The organism is Frankia tisae, from assembly GCF_025403405.1.
Taxonomy (GTDB): Bacteria; Actinomycetota; Actinomycetes; order Frankiales; family Frankiaceae; genus Frankia; species Frankia tisai.
In genome coordinates this window covers 1-16,940 of the sequence record NZ_JANEZT010000117.1, presented here as the reverse complement: position 1 = coordinate 16,940, position 16,940 = coordinate 1, and the positions used below count along the sequence as shown (strand labels likewise).

At 73.6% G+C, this 16,940-nt stretch carries 13 protein-coding genes and 2 pseudogenes; 10 read left to right on the top strand and 5 right to left on the bottom strand.

The features are described from left to right. Positions 1–443, bottom strand: a pseudogene (locus tag NBZ85_RS13490) (hypothetical protein); the annotation flags it as partial. A gap of 368 nt (positions 444–811) precedes the next feature. Between NBZ85_RS13490 and NBZ85_RS13485 the strand changes: the two are divergent. Next, positions 812–1,588: a phosphatase PAP2 family protein gene (locus tag NBZ85_RS13485; RefSeq protein ID WP_261556806.1), complete on the top strand. Its 777-nt coding sequence runs from the start codon at positions 812–814 to the stop codon at positions 1,586–1,588. Here the strand turns inward: NBZ85_RS13485 and NBZ85_RS13480 are convergent. Next, positions 1,519–2,508, bottom strand: a complete 990-nt coding sequence (locus tag NBZ85_RS13480) for a phosphotransferase family protein (protein WP_261556805.1) — start codon at positions 2,506–2,508, stop codon at positions 1,519–1,521. The two genes, NBZ85_RS13485 and NBZ85_RS13480, sit on opposite strands and share 70 nt — an antisense overlap. Positions 2,509–2,542: 34 nt before the next feature. After that, the gene (locus NBZ85_RS13475) at positions 2,543–4,093 is read right to left on the bottom strand and encodes an NsdA family TPR-like regulatory protein (protein WP_261556804.1); all 1,551 of its coding nucleotides are present in this window, start codon (positions 4,091–4,093) and stop codon (positions 2,543–2,545) included. A 784-nt stretch (positions 4,094–4,877) separates the two neighbouring features. Between NBZ85_RS13475 and NBZ85_RS13470 the strand changes: the two genes are divergently transcribed. The 9 genes from NBZ85_RS13470 (at position 4,878) to NBZ85_RS13430 (ending at position 15,113) form a co-directional block, all read left to right on the top strand. Then, positions 4,878–5,780 carry a GNAT family N-acetyltransferase gene (locus NBZ85_RS13470; protein WP_261556803.1) on the top strand — a complete coding sequence of 301 codons (903 nt, stop codon included), beginning with the start codon at positions 4,878–4,880 and terminating at the stop codon, positions 5,778–5,780. Continuing rightward, positions 5,777–6,757 (top strand): dihydropteroate synthase, encoded by a 981-nt coding sequence (folP, locus tag NBZ85_RS13465; RefSeq protein ID WP_261556802.1) that lies wholly within the window; start codon positions 5,777–5,779, stop codon positions 6,755–6,757. Before NBZ85_RS13470 ends, folP begins: the two co-directional genes overlap by 4 nt. Positions 6,758–6,780: 23 nt before the next feature. Continuing rightward, complete coding sequence (folB, locus tag NBZ85_RS13460) at positions 6,781–7,203, top strand: dihydroneopterin aldolase (protein WP_261556807.1); 423 nt, start codon at positions 6,781–6,783, stop codon at positions 7,201–7,203. 4 nt (positions 7,204–7,207) lie between these two features. Continuing rightward, a complete protein-coding gene (gene folK / locus NBZ85_RS13455; protein WP_372517733.1) occupies positions 7,208–7,756 on the top strand; it encodes a 2-amino-4-hydroxy-6-hydroxymethyldihydropteridine diphosphokinase in 549 nt (182 codons plus the stop codon). Beyond that, positions 7,753–8,190, top strand: a complete 438-nt coding sequence (locus NBZ85_RS13450; RefSeq protein WP_261556800.1) for a DUF3180 domain-containing protein — start codon at positions 7,753–7,755, stop codon at positions 8,188–8,190. The genes folK and NBZ85_RS13450 overlap by 4 nt, the downstream gene beginning before the upstream one ends. Positions 8,191–9,446: 1,256 nt before the next feature. Continuing rightward, complete coding sequence (locus NBZ85_RS13445; RefSeq protein ID WP_261556799.1) at positions 9,447–9,608, top strand: hypothetical protein; 162 nt, start codon at positions 9,447–9,449, stop codon at positions 9,606–9,608. A 479-nt stretch (positions 9,609–10,087) separates the two neighbouring features. After that, positions 10,088–10,594 carry a hypothetical protein gene (locus NBZ85_RS13440; RefSeq protein WP_261556798.1) on the top strand — a complete coding sequence of 169 codons (507 nt, stop codon included), beginning with the start codon at positions 10,088–10,090 and terminating at the stop codon, positions 10,592–10,594. A gap of 42 nt (positions 10,595–10,636) precedes the next feature. Beyond that, the gene (locus NBZ85_RS13435; protein WP_261556797.1) at positions 10,637–13,198 is read left to right on the top strand and encodes a helicase-associated domain-containing protein; all 2,562 of its coding nucleotides are present in this window, start codon (positions 10,637–10,639) and stop codon (positions 13,196–13,198) included. Positions 13,199–13,340: 142 nt separating this feature from the next. Further along, positions 13,341–15,113 (top strand): DNA repair helicase XPB, encoded by a 1,773-nt coding sequence (locus tag NBZ85_RS13430; protein WP_261556796.1) that lies wholly within the window; start codon positions 13,341–13,343, stop codon positions 15,111–15,113. A gap of 37 nt (positions 15,114–15,150) precedes the next feature. Here NBZ85_RS13430 and NBZ85_RS13425 read toward each other — a convergent pair. Together NBZ85_RS13425 and NBZ85_RS13420 are read right to left on the bottom strand one after the other, a co-directional pair. Further along, positions 15,151–15,749, bottom strand: a pseudogene (locus NBZ85_RS13425) (Uma2 family endonuclease). Between the two features lie 763 nt (positions 15,750–16,512). Continuing rightward, positions 16,513–16,940 (bottom strand): TCP-1/cpn60 chaperonin family protein (locus NBZ85_RS13420; RefSeq protein ID WP_308204997.1); only part of this gene is annotated, 428 nt, incomplete at its 5' end.

Sequence of the window (16,940 nt, the reverse complement as noted above, 5' to 3'; positions counted from 1 at the left end):
GTGGACGGGAGCGGGTTCGCCGGCCAGGCGCGGGTCTCCGCCGGCGGGGCGGGCGGGCACGGCTGACCGAACGCCCTGCCCGGGGTCAGCGGGAACTGATCGAGCAGCGGGTCGAACGTGCGGGTCTCGATCGGGAGCATCCGGCCGTTGCCGCTGGTCCAGCCGGGTTCGGTGACGGGAGCTGGGACCGGGTCGGAATCGGACTGCCGGATCGACGGCCAGATGTCGGAGGCGGCCGGTGGTGCCGCACGGTCGACCCGGTCGACCCGGTCGACCCGCGGGGCGTTCGCGTGGCCTCGCGGGGCAGCGTCGACCATCCAGCCCTGGCCGACGGCGGGACCGGGGCCGGGCGACGGTGCCCGCCAGGTCTCGTTGACGACCCGCTCGGTGTCCGTCACATCGCCGACCCGGATGGCGCCGAGCTCCCGGCCGTCGCCGTTCACGGACGGGCTCCCCGGGCACCGGGGCCCCGGGCTGGATCTTCCGATCCGGGCTTTCCCTCCGCGATGTCCAAGGGTCTCCCCTCCGATCGGGCGAGCCGAGCCATGCGGCCGGGGCTGTCTGACGCCCGTGCGAGGGGGACGGCCCGCCGGCCCGCTGCGGGCGGAACCGGACCTTCCGTTGCAGGACGTGGTCTGCCGGACCGGTCCGGCAGGTTGGACCAGAATGACATGCGTTGGGGCGGACCGCACGGGCCGGCTACCCGAAATGCCGTGGCCCGCCCGTGTCGCTTGACGAACATCTGGCTCGCGCGGTTCCGTGGCCGCGCGCGGGCTGGGATAAGCCGAGCGAAGTGGGCAGGAACACGACGATGCCATCGGGTACCCGCGGACTTCGCCGGGGCGCGCAGGCCGCGATCCTGGGGTTCGTGGTGCTCGCGGTCATGGTCGACGCTGCCTGGTCGCCGGTGCTGGACGACGACGCCGACGTCGCGGCGGCGTTGGGCCGGCTGGCGGCCACCACAGGATGGCTGGTGACCGCGTTGCAGTGGGTGAGCGTGGTCTTCCACCCGACGGTCTTCCGAGTGATCGCGGTGGTCGGTGCCGCCGCGCTGTGGTGGCGTTCCCGCCGCGGGGGCGTCGGCCGAGCCGATCCGGCCGCCACCCGCCGGCTGGCGCTGTTCACTCTGGTGACGGTCGGTGGTGGGGGGCTGCTGGACACGGGGTTCAAGGAGTTGATCGGGCGGGCCCGGCCGTCGTTCACCGATCCGGTGGCGCACGCCGCCGGGCTCAGTTTCCCCTCCGGGCATGCGCTCGGCGCGATGGTTGCCGCGGTCGTCTGCCTCGTCGCGGTCCGGGCCGTTACCGGTCACCGGGCGCGATGGCCCTGGTGGGTCGGGTCGGGGGTGGTCGTCGCGGTGACCGGTTTCGCCCGCCTCGGGCTCGGAGTGCATTTCCTGTCCGACGTCCTCGGCGGCTACCTGCTCGGTGTCGGCTGGGCGTTGGGGATGGCAGCTCTGCTGCGCCCCTGGCAGCCGGGTGATCCGCAGCCGGGTGATCCGCAGCCGGGCGAGCGGGCTCACCGGTACGGCGACCAGCGGGCGTCGCCGTCGCGGTGGCGCAGGCTGTCGATCCGGGTCCGGAACTGAGCGGCGACGCTCGCGTTGCTGGCCAGCACCGGCAGGACGCTGGTGACCAGTTTCAGCTCGCGCACGGCCCGCAGGATGGCGAAGCCCTCCCACGCGGTGACATCGAAGCCGTATTCACGGGCCAGGTCACGATGGGCCTGCGGGTCATGGCCGAATCGCGCCCGGCCGACCGCGACGGGGACGAGGTCCCATTCGGCCGGGCCGACGCTCGTGGCGTCGAAGTCGCACATCAGTACCCGGCCGTCCGCCGCCCGGATCAGGTTGCCCAGGTGGGCGTCGCCGTGGACGACGACGGTCGGCAGCGCGTAGCGGATGGTGCCGAGCGCCGCGGCAGCGCGGTCGGTCATCCGTTCCAGGAATCGGCGGTCGGCGCCGGGTAACGCCTCCGCGTCGGATAATCGCCGCCGGACGTCGTCGAGGGGGTCCCAGCGGGGCAGCGGTGGCTTCGGCGGGTCGAGGGCGTGCAGGGCGTGCAGCAGGGCGGCGAGGTCCCCGGTGCGTGGGGCCGGGCCGGCGGGTGATGTCCCGGTGGGCGTCGCGTCGACCCAGATGGTCGCGACGAAGCCACCAGCCGCGATCGGAGCGGGCACGCCGGGCATGAGGCGGACGGCGGGCGCGTGTCGATCGGCCAGCCAGCCGGCTACCCGGACGACCTTCGCCACCCGGTGCGTCATCGCGGCAGAGCCGGTGATGCGCACGATCGCGCCCGCGCGGGGTAATCGGTAGACGGCGTTGACCGTCCGTTTGACCAGGACCGCGCCCGCGTCGTCGAGGTCGGCGCGGGCGGCGATCTCGGCGACGGCGCGGCGGGTGGCCGCCGCCGTCAGACGGACCCGGTCCGCCGGATCGGGGCGGTCCGCCGGATCGGGGCGACCCGGCGGACCGGGGAAATCCTGGTGAGCAGGACTGTCGTCGGCCATCGCAGCGGTCCTCCCGATCGAGGGGCGATCCAGCTCAGACGGCCAGCCCCGGTGCGGTGACCGCACCCGGGCCGGGGCGTTGGCCGGCGGCGGAGCGTTGCCATTCCCGGACGAGCAGGGCGAGCTCCCGGACCTCGCGCACCTCGCTGTGCGGGCGGGTCGCGGCCAGCAGCTGGTCGGCGCGCCCGGAGACGGAGGCGACCGTGCGTCCCCAGGAAATTCCAATCGCCTCGGTGGCCAGGTCGCAGACCCGTTCGAGCTCCAGGCGGCCCTGACAGGCGAGGGCGAGGGCGAGGTCCAGCCGGATCACCGAGCGGAAGCCGGGGGCGTTCATCGCGTCGAGCTTCGGCAACGCGAGTTCGGCGTGTTCCTGCGCCGCCTGCGGCCGGCCGAGCAGGCACAGCGCGGTGGTGGCGTTGTAGGAGACCTCGACCGGGTTGAAGTTCTCGAAGCTCGGCCCCGGCCGCCCCCACTGGTCCGGGGGGATCAGATCCGCCAGGTCATAGGCCTGATCCAAGGCCTGGGCGGCGCCGCGCACGTCGCCGAGGGCGGCCAGGGCGCGGGCCACCTGGCAGACGAGCCGGGCGCGCACCGGTCCGTCGCCGACATGGGTCAGTCCGTCGCGGGCGAGGCGGAGAGCCTCGTCGGGGCGGCCGGCGTAGAACTCGTTGACGGCGGCGACCTCCCGGGCGGAGCCCAGCAGCGGTCCCTCGCCGGCGAGCCCCCCGGCCTGGAAACCGAGGGTGGTCAGCGACCGGGCGGTCTCGATGTCACCGAGTTTGAAGGCCGCGTCGGCGCCGAGGACCGCGACCCGCCCGGTGAGCACGTCGCGGCGACGGGCGTCGCCGGCCGGCATCGAGCGGCGGCCGAGCCGTTCCAGCCCCCGGCGCAACCGGGCGGTCTGAGCGAAGATGTGCGCGGGCGGGGTCGCCTCGTGCGCATCGAGAAGATCGCCGAGCATGTCGTCGGCCCGCTCCAGCGCGAGCTGGATGGGGCTGGCCGCGAGGACGTCGGAGACCTCCATGATCTGGCCCTCGGCGAGGATCGCGGTCATCATTGCGGCTCCGGCGTACCGGTGGAACTGGCGCCGGTCGGAGCCGCCCGGTGTCGTGGGCTGCGCGGCGGGGCCCGCCGCGTCGGGGGGTGCGAGGCCGGGCCTGGGCGGCGCGAACGCCGGGGGGCCGCCGAACATCGTCAACGTCAGGGCGGCGGGGTGCGTCGAGGGCGCCGCGCACGACGGGTACGGGCCGCCCGGCGACCACTCGGGCCTGATCGGGCCCTCGGGCCCGAGCGGCTCCTGTGCGAACAGGGCCGAGGAGCGGGCCAGGTCCGCGAGGTCGTCCGTGGCCCAGAGCTGCTGGGCGGACGGGGCACTGATGGGGCCGAGGTCGCACCGGTCGACTGGCGGCGGCGGCGGCTCCGGCGGGTAGTCCTCAGGATGATCGTCCGGCGGGGTGCGGGCCGGCGGGATACTGATCGCCTCGCTCGTCGCTCGCCGGACTGGGGGAGGGCCGGATCGACCGGTCGGGCCCGTGGATCCGTGCTCGGAGCCACGACCCGGTGAAGATCCGCTCGACTGCGGCATGCCGCGCGTCCTTCCTTCCGATAACACCACGGTCAGCGACCGTGCCGACAAGGTAGCGAGAGGCGAGGCCCGCTGCGAGGGGCGACCCGTCGGAAGCGCACGGTAAGACCACGCGACCTGGCGGTTCCGTGACCGCCGGCGGCTCCGGCGGCGGTCCGGTCTGTTCCGATGGTCGATGGCCGGTGGCTCCGGCTATCGCCTGGCGGCGACGCTGCCACCGGCCGGTCAATCCGGTCGTGTTGACCGGGTTCTACCGGTTCCTCTTCTCGATACTAGAAGGGTGGCCGCGTCAGATGGTGACAATCGCGCCGTCGCAATGTGGCTTCCACCGTGGCTCTACGTGGTGTTTCTTCAAGGTTTCCACAACTGATCTTGTTATTTCCGGCTGTTCTCGATCGCTTGGTGGGGCTGGGTCGAGACCGGTTTCGACGGCCGCGGGAGAAGGAACTCACGTCCTGACCGGACCGAACGGAGAAGGATTGTGCAGGTGCCGTCGGAATCCGCCGGCCTTGCGTGGTGGAGCCGGATCGGCCGTCGATGGCAACCGACCGTCGGTCTGCGCCAGAATGGGAACGAGGCGGCAATGGTGGCGAAATTATGACATTCGGTCATGGTTGCCGCTGCTGGGCCGGGTACGGCAGTGGTGCCGGTTCGACCGGTGTCGCCGACCATCGACGCCATCGGGTCGGTAGCCTCGGCACGATGGCGGATGCGGCCCAGCAGTACTTCCACTCCCGCAGGTCGCGCCGTGGGCGCGGACCTGCCCGGTCGACCGGGGTGCGCCATGCGCGGTGACCAGGCGGTGCCCAGCCCGCCGGACTCGTTGGTCGGCCCACGGGCCGACCTGCCCCCCGACGAGGCGTCCCTGGCCCGGGAGCTCGAGGTCGTGGCCAACCGGGCCTGGCCGCCGCTGCGGCAGATCGAGATCGGCGGTTGGACCCTGCGGGCCTCCGCCGGCTCGTCCCGCCGCGGGAACTCGGTGTGGGCCCACGGCAGCGTCCCCGATGTGCGGGCCGCGCTCGCCGCGGTCAGCGACTTCTACACCGCCGAGGGCCTGCCGCCGACCTTTCAGCTGACCCCCGTCGCCCGGTCGGAGCAGCTCGGTGCCGCGCTCGACGCCGCCGGCTACGACGACACCGGACCCACCGACGTCTGCGTGGCGCCGCTCGGGGCGCTGGCGTCGGTGCCGCCCTCACCGTCGAGGTCGGCGTCGGCGTCGGTCGGGGTGGCCACGGCCGACGTGCCGGGGGACGAGTGGCTGCGGGTCGCCGGACAGGTGCTCACCACCTTCGGCGTGCAACGGGCCGGCACCCTCGCCGTGCTCTCGGTGCTGCGCCTGCCCACCGTCTATGTGACGCTGACCGTCGACGGGGTGCCGGCGGCGGTGGGCCGTGGCGTCACGGACGATCGCTGGCTGGGCATTTACAGCATGGCGACGCTGCCCGCGGCCCGCGGCCGAGGCGCGGCCCGGTGGGTTGTCGCCGCACTCGCACAATGGGCAGGGGCACGCGGCGCCACGCACGCATATCTCCAGGTTGAGGAGGTCAGCACCGTGGCCAGGGGTCTGTACGCCGATCTCGGCTTCCGGCCGGTCTACCGGTATTCCTACCGCCGGGCGCCGCTGTCGGCGCCCCGGGCCGTCCCGGTCTCGCGGGGCGGCGGGCCGGCCGGAGTGGGTGCGGCGTGAGCGCGACGGTCGATGATCTTCTCGAGCCGGGTGGCCTCACGAAGGTGATGGGCGTCGTCAACGTCACGCCCGACTCGTTCTCGGACGGCGGCACGTTCCTCGACCCGGTGGACGCGGTGCGAGCCGGGCTGCGGATGGTGGACGAGGGCGCCGATCTCATCGACGTCGGCGGCGAGTCGACCCGCCCGGGCGCGTCCCGGGTCGTCGCCTCGGAGGAAATGCGCCGGGTACTGCCGGTCGTGGCCGAGCTCGCCGCGGCCGGGGTGCGGGTCAGCGTCGACACCAGCCGGGTCTCGGTGGCGGCCGCCGCCGTCGACGCGGGGGCGGTGCTGGTCAACGACGTCTCCGGCGGCTGCGACCCGGACCTGCTCGCCCTGGTCGCCGATCGCGGCGTCCACTACGTGCTCATGCATGCCCGCGGGCCCAGCGCGGACATGTCCAGGCGGGCCGTCTACGGGGACGTCGTCTCGGAGGTCACCGCCGAGCTCGAAGCGCGGCTGGAGACGGTCGTCGCCGCCGGAGTTCCGGCGGACCGGGTGATTCTCGACCCCGGAATCGGCTTCGCCAAGACGGCGGCGCACAACTGGGCGCTGCTCAACAACATCGACGCGCTCGCCGCTCTCGGCCGGCCGCTGCTCGTGGGCACGTCGCGCAAGTCCTTCCTCGGCTCGGTCCTGGCCGCCGGGAGTGCCCGACCGCGGCCCAGCGACGAGCGCGACGACGCCACGCAGGCGACCACCGCGCTGCTGGCCGCCGCCGGGGTGTGGGCCGTGCGCGTGCACGCGGTGCGGCCGGCGGCCGACGCGGTGCGCGTCGTGCGAGCGTGGCGCCACGGCGGCGCCGCGGACGTGGCGACCACCACGAGCCTGCCGGTGGTGGTGCCCGCGGGCCCCGGGCGCCGGGACCGTCCCACGGCCGCGCCCGGCTGCGCGGGAGAGCAGGCGGGAGAGCAGGAGGTGCCGTGGTCAGCCCGGTGACGGGCGGGCCGGTGCCCGGCGGGTTGGGCGGATCCGGGCTCGGCGACGTGCCGCTGGACCGGATCACCCTGACCGGTCTGCGGGTCCGCGGCCATCACGGGGTGCTGGCGGCCGAACGGGAACTCGGCCAGGAGTTCGTCGTCGACGCCGTTATCTGGCTGGACGTGTCCGAGGCGGCGCGCGACGACGACGTCACGCGCACCGTTCACTACGGCGAGCTCGCCGAGGCGCTCGCCGGCATCGTCGGCGGCCCCCCGATGGAGCTGATCGAGACCCTGGCGCATCGTCTCGTCGCCGCCTGCCTGCGTGCGGATCGGGTCATGCGCGCCGAGGTGACCGTGCACAAGCCGGCCGCGCCGATCCCGCTCCCCTTCGGGGACGTCGCCGTCACCGTCACCCGGGACCGGTCCCCCGAGCCCGCGCCCCCCGCGCCCGATGGCCGGTGACCGGATGACCGGGGCCGCCCACGCGGTGCTGGCGCTCGGCTCCAACCTCGGCGACCGCTGGGCGCTGCTGCGGGCCGCCGTGCGCCAGCTCGACGATCTTCTCGGTGTCACGGCGTGCTCGCCGGTGTACGAGACCGCCCCCGTGGGCGGTCCCCAGCAGGACGACTACCTCAACGCGATCGTGCTGGCAGCTCCCGCGCCGGCGCGGGAGCTGCTGACCGCCGCGCGCGCCGTGGAGGAGCGGGCGCGGCGGACGCGCACCGTGCGGTGGGGGCCACGCACGCTCGACGTGGATGTCATCGCCGTCGGCGCACTGCGCAGCGACGACCCGGAGATCCTCATTCCCCACCCGCGGGCGCACCTGCGGGCCTTCGTCTGCGTGCCCTGGCTGGATGTCGAGCCGGAGGCGACCCTGCCGGGTCATGGCCGGGTCGCCGATCTGGTCGCCCGGATGACGGACGCCGGGGAGCTCGTCGGCCTGCGGCGGGTCGCCGGGCGGCTGGACGACTGCACCCCGGCCGGGGAGACCGGCGAAGGCGGGGCGTCGGCGTGAAACCCACCCGGCCGCGTGACCTCGTCCTGGCTGCGGTCCTGTTCGGGATCCTCGGCTACCTGCTGCTGTGGTGGGCCTACCGGTCCATTCCGACGCTGCCCCGCACCGCGTCGCTGTCGGTGGTCGTGATCGGGGTCATCGAGCTTCAGGTCGCCGCCCAGACACGGCGCCGGTTGGAGGGTCGGCCGGGCACCCGGCCGATTCTGCCGCTCACCGTCGCCCGGTTGGCGGCGCTCGCGAAGGCAAGCTCGGTTGTGGGGGCGGCGCTCGCGGGTGCCTGGGCGGGCGTGCTCGGGTACACCGCTCCGCGGACGGACGAGTTCCCGACCGCGGGCGGCGACGCGATCACCGCGGGGTTCGGCCTGGCCGCCGCGGTCGTGCTTCTCGTCGGGGGGCTGGTCCTGGAACGGGTTTGCCGGGTCAAGAAGTCATAGGGCGGACGGGTCCGGCCCGCAAGCTGTCGGCCGACGCCGTCTGCTGAATGTCCCGACTGCCGCGGTGTGCCCGCCCCCGCCCGAACGAGCCGGCCATCCCCGGTGCTCGCGGTGGGCGGATCGGGGCCGGTCACAGCAGGCGAGCTGGTCGCCGGGCGCGCTGGCGCCAGAGCTACTCTGGGGTGAATCGCCGCATGTGACCCTGATCGGTGTCAGGGTTGTCCCTATTAGGCGCACCCTGTGGCGATTGGCGAAGTTCTTCTTGCCGGTCGGTGGATATCGCGGTGGCGAGACGCAGAGGCGGGAAGGTGCGGGCGGTGGTCGTTGAGGGCCGGAACCGTGATGGATCGCGGGGCCACCCGTCGGACGCCGCCCGGCGGGCTCCGGAGTCGGCGCCGGACGGTGATCCAGCCGGGCGCTCCCCGCCCGGCGGCGGCCGGATTGTCGCGTTCGGGAGCCTGTCGGCGCGCCCGGCCGTTCCCCCGGCGCCCGGGGGAGCGTCGACGGGCCGGACGAGTCAGACGTTCCGCGCCGTAGCCTTCGGTAACCCCACGGCCGGCGGCGCCGAGGTGGTGGTGGCCGATCCCGCGGACGTACGCCCGCCGGCCCCGAGGCGGCCCGATTCCCCCGACCGTGTCCGCGGCGGCGATCCGCCAGCCGACCCGAACGACAGGCTTGACCGATCGGACCGCGCGGGATTTCGCCCATCGCCGAACTATGCGGAGTATGGCGGCGAACCCGATCCGCCCTCGACCGGCTTTCGTGCCGACGCCCCGCCGGAGTGGCGCGGCTTTCGTGGTGCGGATCCGCCGGGCCGTCATGGTTTTCCCGCGGCCGGCCCGCCCGGCGATCGGCCTGCCGCGCCCGGGCTGCTGGACCGGGTCAGCTTCACCGGCCACCAACCCGCCATCCGGGAGGGCGAGGGCCGGGAGCCGCCCGGGGCCGCCCGGGATGGGGCACGGTCGCCCATGGGCGGTGGGCGCGCCCGACCGGGCCGCCGTTTCCCGGATGATGAGCGAGCCCGGTTCGGCGGGGGTTCCCCGCAGGCCGGCGAACCCGTTGCCGGCACCGCGATTCGCCGGGACGACCGTCCCGGTGGCCGGGTCGATGGCCCGCCCGAGCAGGGGCGGTCGTCAACGCGCCCGCACGACCCGCACGGCCGGGAGCGCGAACGCCATGGGGGTCGCGCCCGTGCGGATGGTCCTGCTCCTGGGTTTGCCGCGCGCTCCGGCGGACGCCGGCGCGGCCTGCTCCGCTTGCTGCAGGCCGCGCTCGTGCTGGTGGTACTGGTCGGCGGGATGTCGCTCGGCCGGACGCTGGCATTGCCCGGGGATGCCGGGACGATCTCGCGGCTCGCGGACTGGGGCCGTGCGAACCACCTGGCGCTCCTGGTGGATCGGGTCGACGGGCTGCGCTGACGACCTGTGGGCGCGGGGCGGCCGTGGGCCCGCCGGGTGATCCGTCGATGGCCGCAGCGTGGTGGCCCGCCGGATGGCACGGGTAGCCGCTTTGGTGGTCTGCGTGGGAATGTCGTCGCACGCGGTGACCTAGTTGGCGGTTTATCGGGTGGAGACCGATTGTTGTCGCCGTTGTCTTGCTTGTCGCTTTTTGGTCGCCCTTGCGTGTGATCAAATCAATGTATGGGTAACCTGGGAACTCGGGGGTGAGTGGCCTTCTGGCCGCTCGGGCGCAGGAAGCGGACCCGGCTGAAATTGATGCGTACCAGTTTGCCGAATCCCCTTGCGCCCGGCGGCCCCCGGCGTGTCCAATCGGTATTGGTAGGTCTGTCGCATTCCGTCGACCTCGTCTCGCGAGCGCTCGCCACCATCGGGTGTCCTGGCCGCCGATGTTCGACCGAACGCGTGCCCCGGCCTGCCAAGGCATCCAAGGAGGCCACGTGCGTCCGAGACTCGCAGTAGCCCCTGCGGTCCCGCTGGCCGGCGACGCCGGTCACGGGGTGCCACAGCGGGACTGGACGGCTCCGGGTCTCACAGGGGCCGGTGCCACCGTGTCCGACGTCTCCGACGGCCCCGGCCGGCCGGCCACCGAGGCTGAGGCCGCCGCCATCACCGCCGCCGTTCTCGACAGCCCGCTGGTCGCGGCGGACGGCCTTCGCATCGGCGGCATCCGTACCTCGACCGGCGCGCCGGACTGGGCGTTCGCCGTCCTGCGCACACCGGGCGGTATCGACCCGGCGATCGCCGTGCTGCGCTGGGACACCTGCTGTGGCTGGGTGTTGGACCAGGTTGGCACGGCCCGGCTCAGCCTCGCGGCGGGCGGCGGCCCCTCCGTGCGGCGCGCGGACCTGCCGGTCGCCGGGGCCGCGACCGTCCGCCAGCTGGACGGCGTCCGCCGAGGTCGTGACCCCGGCGTCCGGACAGGTGACGCGGCGCGTTCGGGGTAGGCCGCGGCGCTGTCCGCGTCCGGCGCCGGGCCAGCTACCGTCATGAGGGTGTCGATGCCGGCCGATCCCGCGCCAGACGAGTCCATGACGCTCGTGGGCTGGTTGCGCGCGTTGCCCGACGAGGCGATCATCCGGCTGTTCCTGCTGCGACCCGATCTCGCGACGCCGCCGCCGCCGGACTTTGACGTCCTGGCCGCCCGGCTGGAGATCCGGGTGAGCGTCGCGCGTGCCATGGAGCGGCTCGACACCAACGCGTGCGAGGTGTTGGAGGCGCTGACCATCCTGCCCTCCCCGGTGCCGCTCGCCGAGCTCTGCGCGTTCTGTGGGCACGCCGAGGTGGCTGGGGTGGTGCGCCGGCTGCGTGAGCTGGGTCTGCTCTGGGGTGACGATGGCGCGCTGCGGGTGGTCGGCATGGTCGTCGACCTCGTGGGGGCGCGGCCGCTCGGGCTCGGCCGGCCGGTGCGGGAGTGCCTGTCGGCCTATCGGCACACCCAGCTCGCCCGGATCGCGGGCGCACTCGGCCTGATCCCGCCGACGACGGATTCGGCGGAGCCCGGGACCGGGTTCACCGCCCGTGCCGATCTCGCTGTCGCCATCGCCGACCTGTTCGCCGATCCGGCGCAGGTCCGCAGCCAGCTCGACGGCTGCTCCGAACGGGCCCACCAGTTGCTCCGCCGGCTGGCGGCCGGGCCCGCGCTCGGCACGACCACCGAGGCCGGTCGGCTGCTCCCCGCCGCCTCGGCCCGCAGTCCGGTCGAGGAGCTGCTCGCCCGAGGTCTGCTGGTCGGGATCGACGACGACACCGTCGAACTGCCGCGGGAGGTCGGCCTCGCGGTGCGCGGCGACGAACCGGCTGGCCAGCTGCATCCGTATCCGCCCGAGCCGACGGGCGCCACTGTCGGCGCCTCGGCAGCCGACGCCGTGGCCGCGCTCGCCGCGAACACCGTTGTGCGCTGGGTCACCACCCTGCTCGACGCGTGGGGCGCGACGCCCGTGACCCCGCTGCGCACCGGCGGGCTGAGCGTGCGCGACCTGCGGGCGACCGCGAAGCTGCTCGACGTCGACGAGCGGACCGCCGCCTTCGTGGTGGAACTCGCGGCGGCCGCCGGACTCGTCGACGCCACCGCCGGCGTCGACATCCAGTACATGCCCACCGCGGCCTACGACCGCTGGGGCATCGACCTGGTGGCGGTGCGGTGGGCGGTGCTGGTCGAGGGCTGGCTGCGCTCGCCCAGCGCTGCCTGGCTGGTCGGCGATCGGGACGAGCGGGGGCGCCAGATCGCCGCGATGTCGCTGGAGGTCCGCCGCTCCGCCGCGCCGGACCTGCGGGCCCAGGTGCTGCGCGCGCTGGCGGCGGCGCCGGCCGGGGTGGCGCCGACCGGCGAGTCGCTGCGCGCCCTGCTGACCTGGCGGGCGCCGCGGCGGGCGGGCACGCTGCTGGCCGGGATGATCGACGGCACGGTCGCCGAGGCGGAGCTGCTCGGCCTGACCGGGCGGGGGGCACCGAGCACCGTCGGGCGGCTGCTGGCCGCGCGGCTTGACGAGGAGAACGCCGACCCGGCGCGGGTCGTCGGCCTGCCGATCCGACCGGCCGGCGGGGACGCCGCGCTGTGCGCCCGGCTCGCCGACGCCCTCACGCCGCTGCTGCCCGAGCCGGTCGAGGAGCTGCTGCTGCAGGCGGACCTGACCGCGGTCGCCCCCGGCCCGCTGGTTCCCCGGGTGGCCGCGGAGCTCGCGCGGATGGCGGACGTCGAGTCGTCGGGGGCCGCGACCGTCTACCGCTTCTCCGAGGTCTCGCTGCGCCGCGGGTTCGACTCGGGGCTGACCGCCGAGGACATCCACGCCGCGCTCGGGCGCCTGGGCCGCACCGGCGTCCCCCAGGGGCTGACCTACCTGATCGACGACACCGCCCGCCGGCACGGCCGGCTACGTGCCGGTTCCGCGTCGAGCTACCTGCGCTGCGACGACACCGCGCTGCTCGCCGAGGTGGTCGCGAGCCGCCGTACGCAGGCACTGGGGCTGCGCCGGATCGCGCCGACCATCGTCATCTCCTCGCTGCCGACCGGCGAGGTGCTGGCCGGCCTGCGCTCCGCTGGATATGCGCCGGTCGCGGAGGCTCCCGACGGCAGGGTGGTGCTCAGCCGACCGACCACCCATCGGACTCCGGCCAGGCCGCGCCTGGCGCCGGTGGATGTTGCTGACGGGCGGCTCGCGCAGGCGCGCGACGTGCTGCGGCTGGTCCGCCGCGGCGACGACAACGCCCAGGCGATGAGGGCGGCCACCGGCGTCGCCGGCGCCGAGATCGGGCTCACCCGGTCCGCCCCGCTGATCCTCGTGATGTTGCAGGGCGCCGTCCGGGACCGGCGTCGGGTGCTGCTCGGGTACGTCGACCAGCAGGGCACGTCCAGTGATCGGATCGTGCGGCCGACCGCGGTGGACGGTGGCTGGCTGACCGCCTGGGACGAGCTCAGCGCCGGCCCGCGCCGCTTCGCCCTGCACCGGGTGACCGGGGTGGCCGACATCGACGGGATGTTCGGTGGCGGCGGCGCTCCGGCGCCGGCCGACTGGACGGCGGCCACCCCCGACGCGGCCGATCCGACCTGAGCCGTGTGCGCCGGCGGGACGGGGGCGCCGACCTGTCGGTGGGCGCCTGTACCGTCGACGTACGTTGCCTGCACGGTGGCGGCCCCGCCGGGACCTTCCCGGCTGGATCGATGCCATAGGGCGGACCGGGAGGATGGTGAGGGTGGCGGACGGCCCGTTGATCGTTCAGTCGGACAAGACCCTGCTCCTGGAGGTCGACCATCCCGGCGCGGCCGAGGCCCGAGCGGCCATCGCTCCGTTCGCCGAGCTGGAGAGGTCCCCGGAGCACGTGCACACCTACCGGGTCACCCCGCTGGCCCTGTGGAACGCCCGGGCCGCCGGCCACGACGCCGAGCAGGTGGTGGACGCGCTTGTCCGCCACTCCCGCTACGCGGTCCCGCACGCGCTGCTCGTCGACGTCGCCGACACCATGGACCGCTACGGTCGGCTGCGGCTGGAGAACGACCCGGTCCACGGCCTGGTGCTGCGGGCGCTCGACCGGGCCGTGCTCGTCGAGGTCGCGCGGGCGAAGAAGGTCGCGCCGATGCTGGGCACGCGCATCGACGACGACACGATCGCCGTGCACCCGTCGGAACGCGGCCGCCTCAAGCAGTCGCTGCTCAAGCTCGGCTGGCCCGCGGAGGACCTGGCCGGCTACGTCGACGGCGAGCGGCACCTGATCGAGCTCCGCCAGGACGGTTGGGAGCTGCGCGAGTACCAGAAGGGCGCGGTCGCGGGCTTCTGGGAGGGTGGCTCCGGGGTCGTCGTGCTGCCCTCGGGCGCGGGGAAGACCATAGTCGGCGCCGCGGCGATGGCCCAGGCCGGCGCGACCACGCTGATCCTGGTCACGAACACGGTCGCAGGTCGCCAGTGGCGGCACGAGCTGCTGCGCCGCACCTCGCTGACCGAGGAGGAGATCGGCGAGTACTCCGGCGAGCGTAAGGAGATCCGCCCGGTCACCATCGCGACCTACCAGGTGATGACGGCGCGCCGCAAGGGCGAGTACCTGCACCTGGACCTGTTCGGCGCCCGGGACTGGGGCCTGATCGTCTACGACGAGGTGCACCTGCTGCCCGCGCCGGTCTTCCGGATGACCGCCGACATCCAGTCCCGTCGCCGGCTCGGCCTGACGGCGACCCTGGTGCGCGAGGACGGCCGGGAAGGCGACGTCTTCTCGCTCATCGGGCCGAAGCGGTACGACGCGCCGTGGCGCGAGATCGAGGCGCAGGGCTGGATCGCCGCCGCGGAGTGCACCGAGGTGCGAGTCACGCTGACCGACGACGAGCGGATGACCTACGCCGTCGCCGAGCCGGAGGAGCGCTACCGGATGTGCGCCACGGCTCGCAGCAAGCGGGCGGTGGTGGAGCGCCTCGTCCGCCGGCACTCCGACGATCGGGTGCTGGTGATCGGTGCCTACCTCGACCAGCTCAACGAACTCGGCGAGATGTTGGGCGCTCCCGTCATCCAGGGTTCGACCCGCAACCGGGAGCGCGAGCGGCTGTTCGAGGCGTTCCGCACGGGCGAGATCACCACGTTGGTCGTCTCGAAGGTCGCGAACGTGTCCATCGATCTGCCGGAGGCCGGAGTGGCGGTGCAGGTCTCGGGCACCTTCGGCTCCCGGCAGGAGGAGGCGCAGCGCCTCGGGCGGGTGCTGCGGCCCAAGGCCGACGGCCGGGCGGCGCACTTCTACACCGTGGTGGCCCGCGACACCCTCGACCAGGAGTACGCGGCCCACCGCCAACGATTCCTGGCCGAGCAGGGCTACGCCTACACGATCGTCGACGCCGACGACATCCCCGACCCGCGTGACGCCGCGAACCGCGGTGACCTGACCGATCCGGTCGACCTGACCGATCCGGACAACCCGGCAGACCCGGGCAACCTGGCTGATCCCGACGACATCGCCGACACCGACGGCGCCGGCGGGCGAGACTAGCGCGCGGCTGGCGGTACCGGCTCGAGTCCGCGGCTGCTCACTCGGCGTCGGGTGGGTCGATCAGTTCGGCGGGCCGGACGGTCACCGGGAACGGTCGGGTCGCGTTGAACTCACCGTGTGGGCCGGCCGCGCTGGTGGTCACGTAGGCGCCGGACACCAGCTCGAACCCTCCAACGTCGCCGTGTCCGGATCGATCAGCCAGCATGCCGGCACGCCGCGCTCCCGGTAGAGGTCGAGCTTCAGCGTGCGGTCGTAACGGCGGGTGCTCGCGTCCGCGACCTCGACGACGAGGTAGGGGGTCTCCCGCAGCCGGCGGCCCACCATCTCCGCGCTCGGCGCCACGACGATGTCCGGCACAAGCAGGCAGCGCGCCGACAACTCCACCCCGACCCCGGCGGGAAGCACGTGCGCGCCGGAAGTGACTGCCTGCGCCAACAACCGGGTCAGCCGGCTGGTCACCCGGGCGCGTAGTGGCGTCGGCCACGGGCGCAGGACGCACAGCCCGTCCAGCAACTCCAGCCGGGCATCGTCGTACCCGCCGGCGTCCAGATCCTCGACCGTTACGGGAGGTGCGGGCACGACGACGGACGGGCGGTGGGAGCGGGACTGTGCGGGTGCCTGGACCACGGTGCCTATCGTGCCCCGCCGCAGCGGCCCTGTCGAAAGACCGGCTGCGTTAATTGTCCGTGTCGCGCAAATAGTCGAGACCTAACCTCCCCCTACGGTGAATTGTTGAAAAGAAGTGACATAGAACCCTTGTCGGCCTCAATACGCCGGTGGTAACTTGATCGCCGATACCGACGGCCGAGAACCTTTCTTGGCACAAGGTCGTCTTTGGGAGCGCCTCCCGGCGTTCGCTCCGTCCCAGCGGCGCCCGCTCCCAGGCCGAAGTGCCCGCCTCCGCGGAACCTCCCGTCCGCGGAGGCGGCCGCTTTCCCCGGATGGCGCCTTCGGCGCAATCCGGGGGCCCCTGCCATAGGGCGCCGTTCGGGGTTTCCGTCAGATCGCCTTCGGCGATCTTCCTGGGGGAGCTGTGGGGGCCTTCGGCGCAATCCGGGGGCCCCTGGCTGGGGACGGTTGCCCTGGGACTCCGAGGTGTTGTGGACAGGTCTGGAATGTCTGCTTCGCCTTGGATGCGGCTGATACGACGGACAGTGCCCTTTCAATGTGACGTACGGCTCTAACATCAATCACCCTAATAAAGGGGTATCGCCGCATTGACGTGCCGCCGCACCCGGTGAACCGCGGTGCGGTCTGCGCGGTATTGGGTCCCCAACCGGGCCGACCGCACCGCAACGGCGGGGAGAACGGCGAAAGGCGGCTCCGGAGTCGGAGCCGCCTTCGTCGAGACGGTGGTGCTGATCCAGCGCTCGCGCTGGGGGTGATGCGGGGAGCTGGACTAGAAGTCCATCTCGCCGCCGCCGCCGGGGACGGCCGGGGCCGGGTTCTTCTCCGGCTTGTCGGCGATGACGGCCTCGGTGGTGAGGAACAGGCCGGCGATCGACGCGGCGTTCTGCAGGGCGGAGCGGGTGACCTTGGCGGGGTCGATGATCCCGGTGGCGATGAGGTCGACGTACTCGCCGGTGGCCGCGTTCAGGCCGTGGCCGGTCGGGAGGTGGCGGACCTTGTCGACCACGACACCGCCCTCGAGGCCGCTGTTGAAGGCGATCTGCTTGATGGGTGCCTCGAGCGCGAGCCGGACGATGTTCGCTCCGGTGGCCTCGTCGCCGGAGAGGTCGAGCTTCTCGAAGGCGGTGATCGATGCCTGGAGCAGCGCGACGCCACCCCCGGCGACGATGCCCTCCTCGACGGCGGCCTTCGCATTCG

Excerpts from the sequence above, each read along its gene's own strand:
- NBZ85_RS13485 (WP_261556806.1), top strand. The coding sequence starts at position 812 with ATGCCATCGGGTACCCGCGGACTTCGCCGGGGCGCGCAGGCCGCGATC.
- NBZ85_RS13480 (WP_261556805.1), bottom strand. The coding sequence starts at position 2,508 with ATGGCCGACGACAGTCCTGCTCACCAGGATTTCCCCGGTCCGCCGGGT.
- NBZ85_RS13475 (WP_261556804.1), bottom strand. The coding sequence starts at position 4,093 with ATGCCGCAGTCGAGCGGATCTTCACCGGGTCGTGGCTCCGAGCACGGA.
- NBZ85_RS13470 (WP_261556803.1), top strand. The coding sequence starts at position 4,878 with ATGCGCGGTGACCAGGCGGTGCCCAGCCCGCCGGACTCGTTGGTCGGC.
- folK (WP_372517733.1), top strand. The coding sequence starts at position 7,208 with ATGACCGGGGCCGCCCACGCGGTGCTGGCGCTCGGCTCCAACCTCGGC.
- NBZ85_RS13435 (WP_261556797.1), top strand. The coding sequence starts at position 10,637 with ATGAGGGTGTCGATGCCGGCCGATCCCGCGCCAGACGAGTCCATGACG.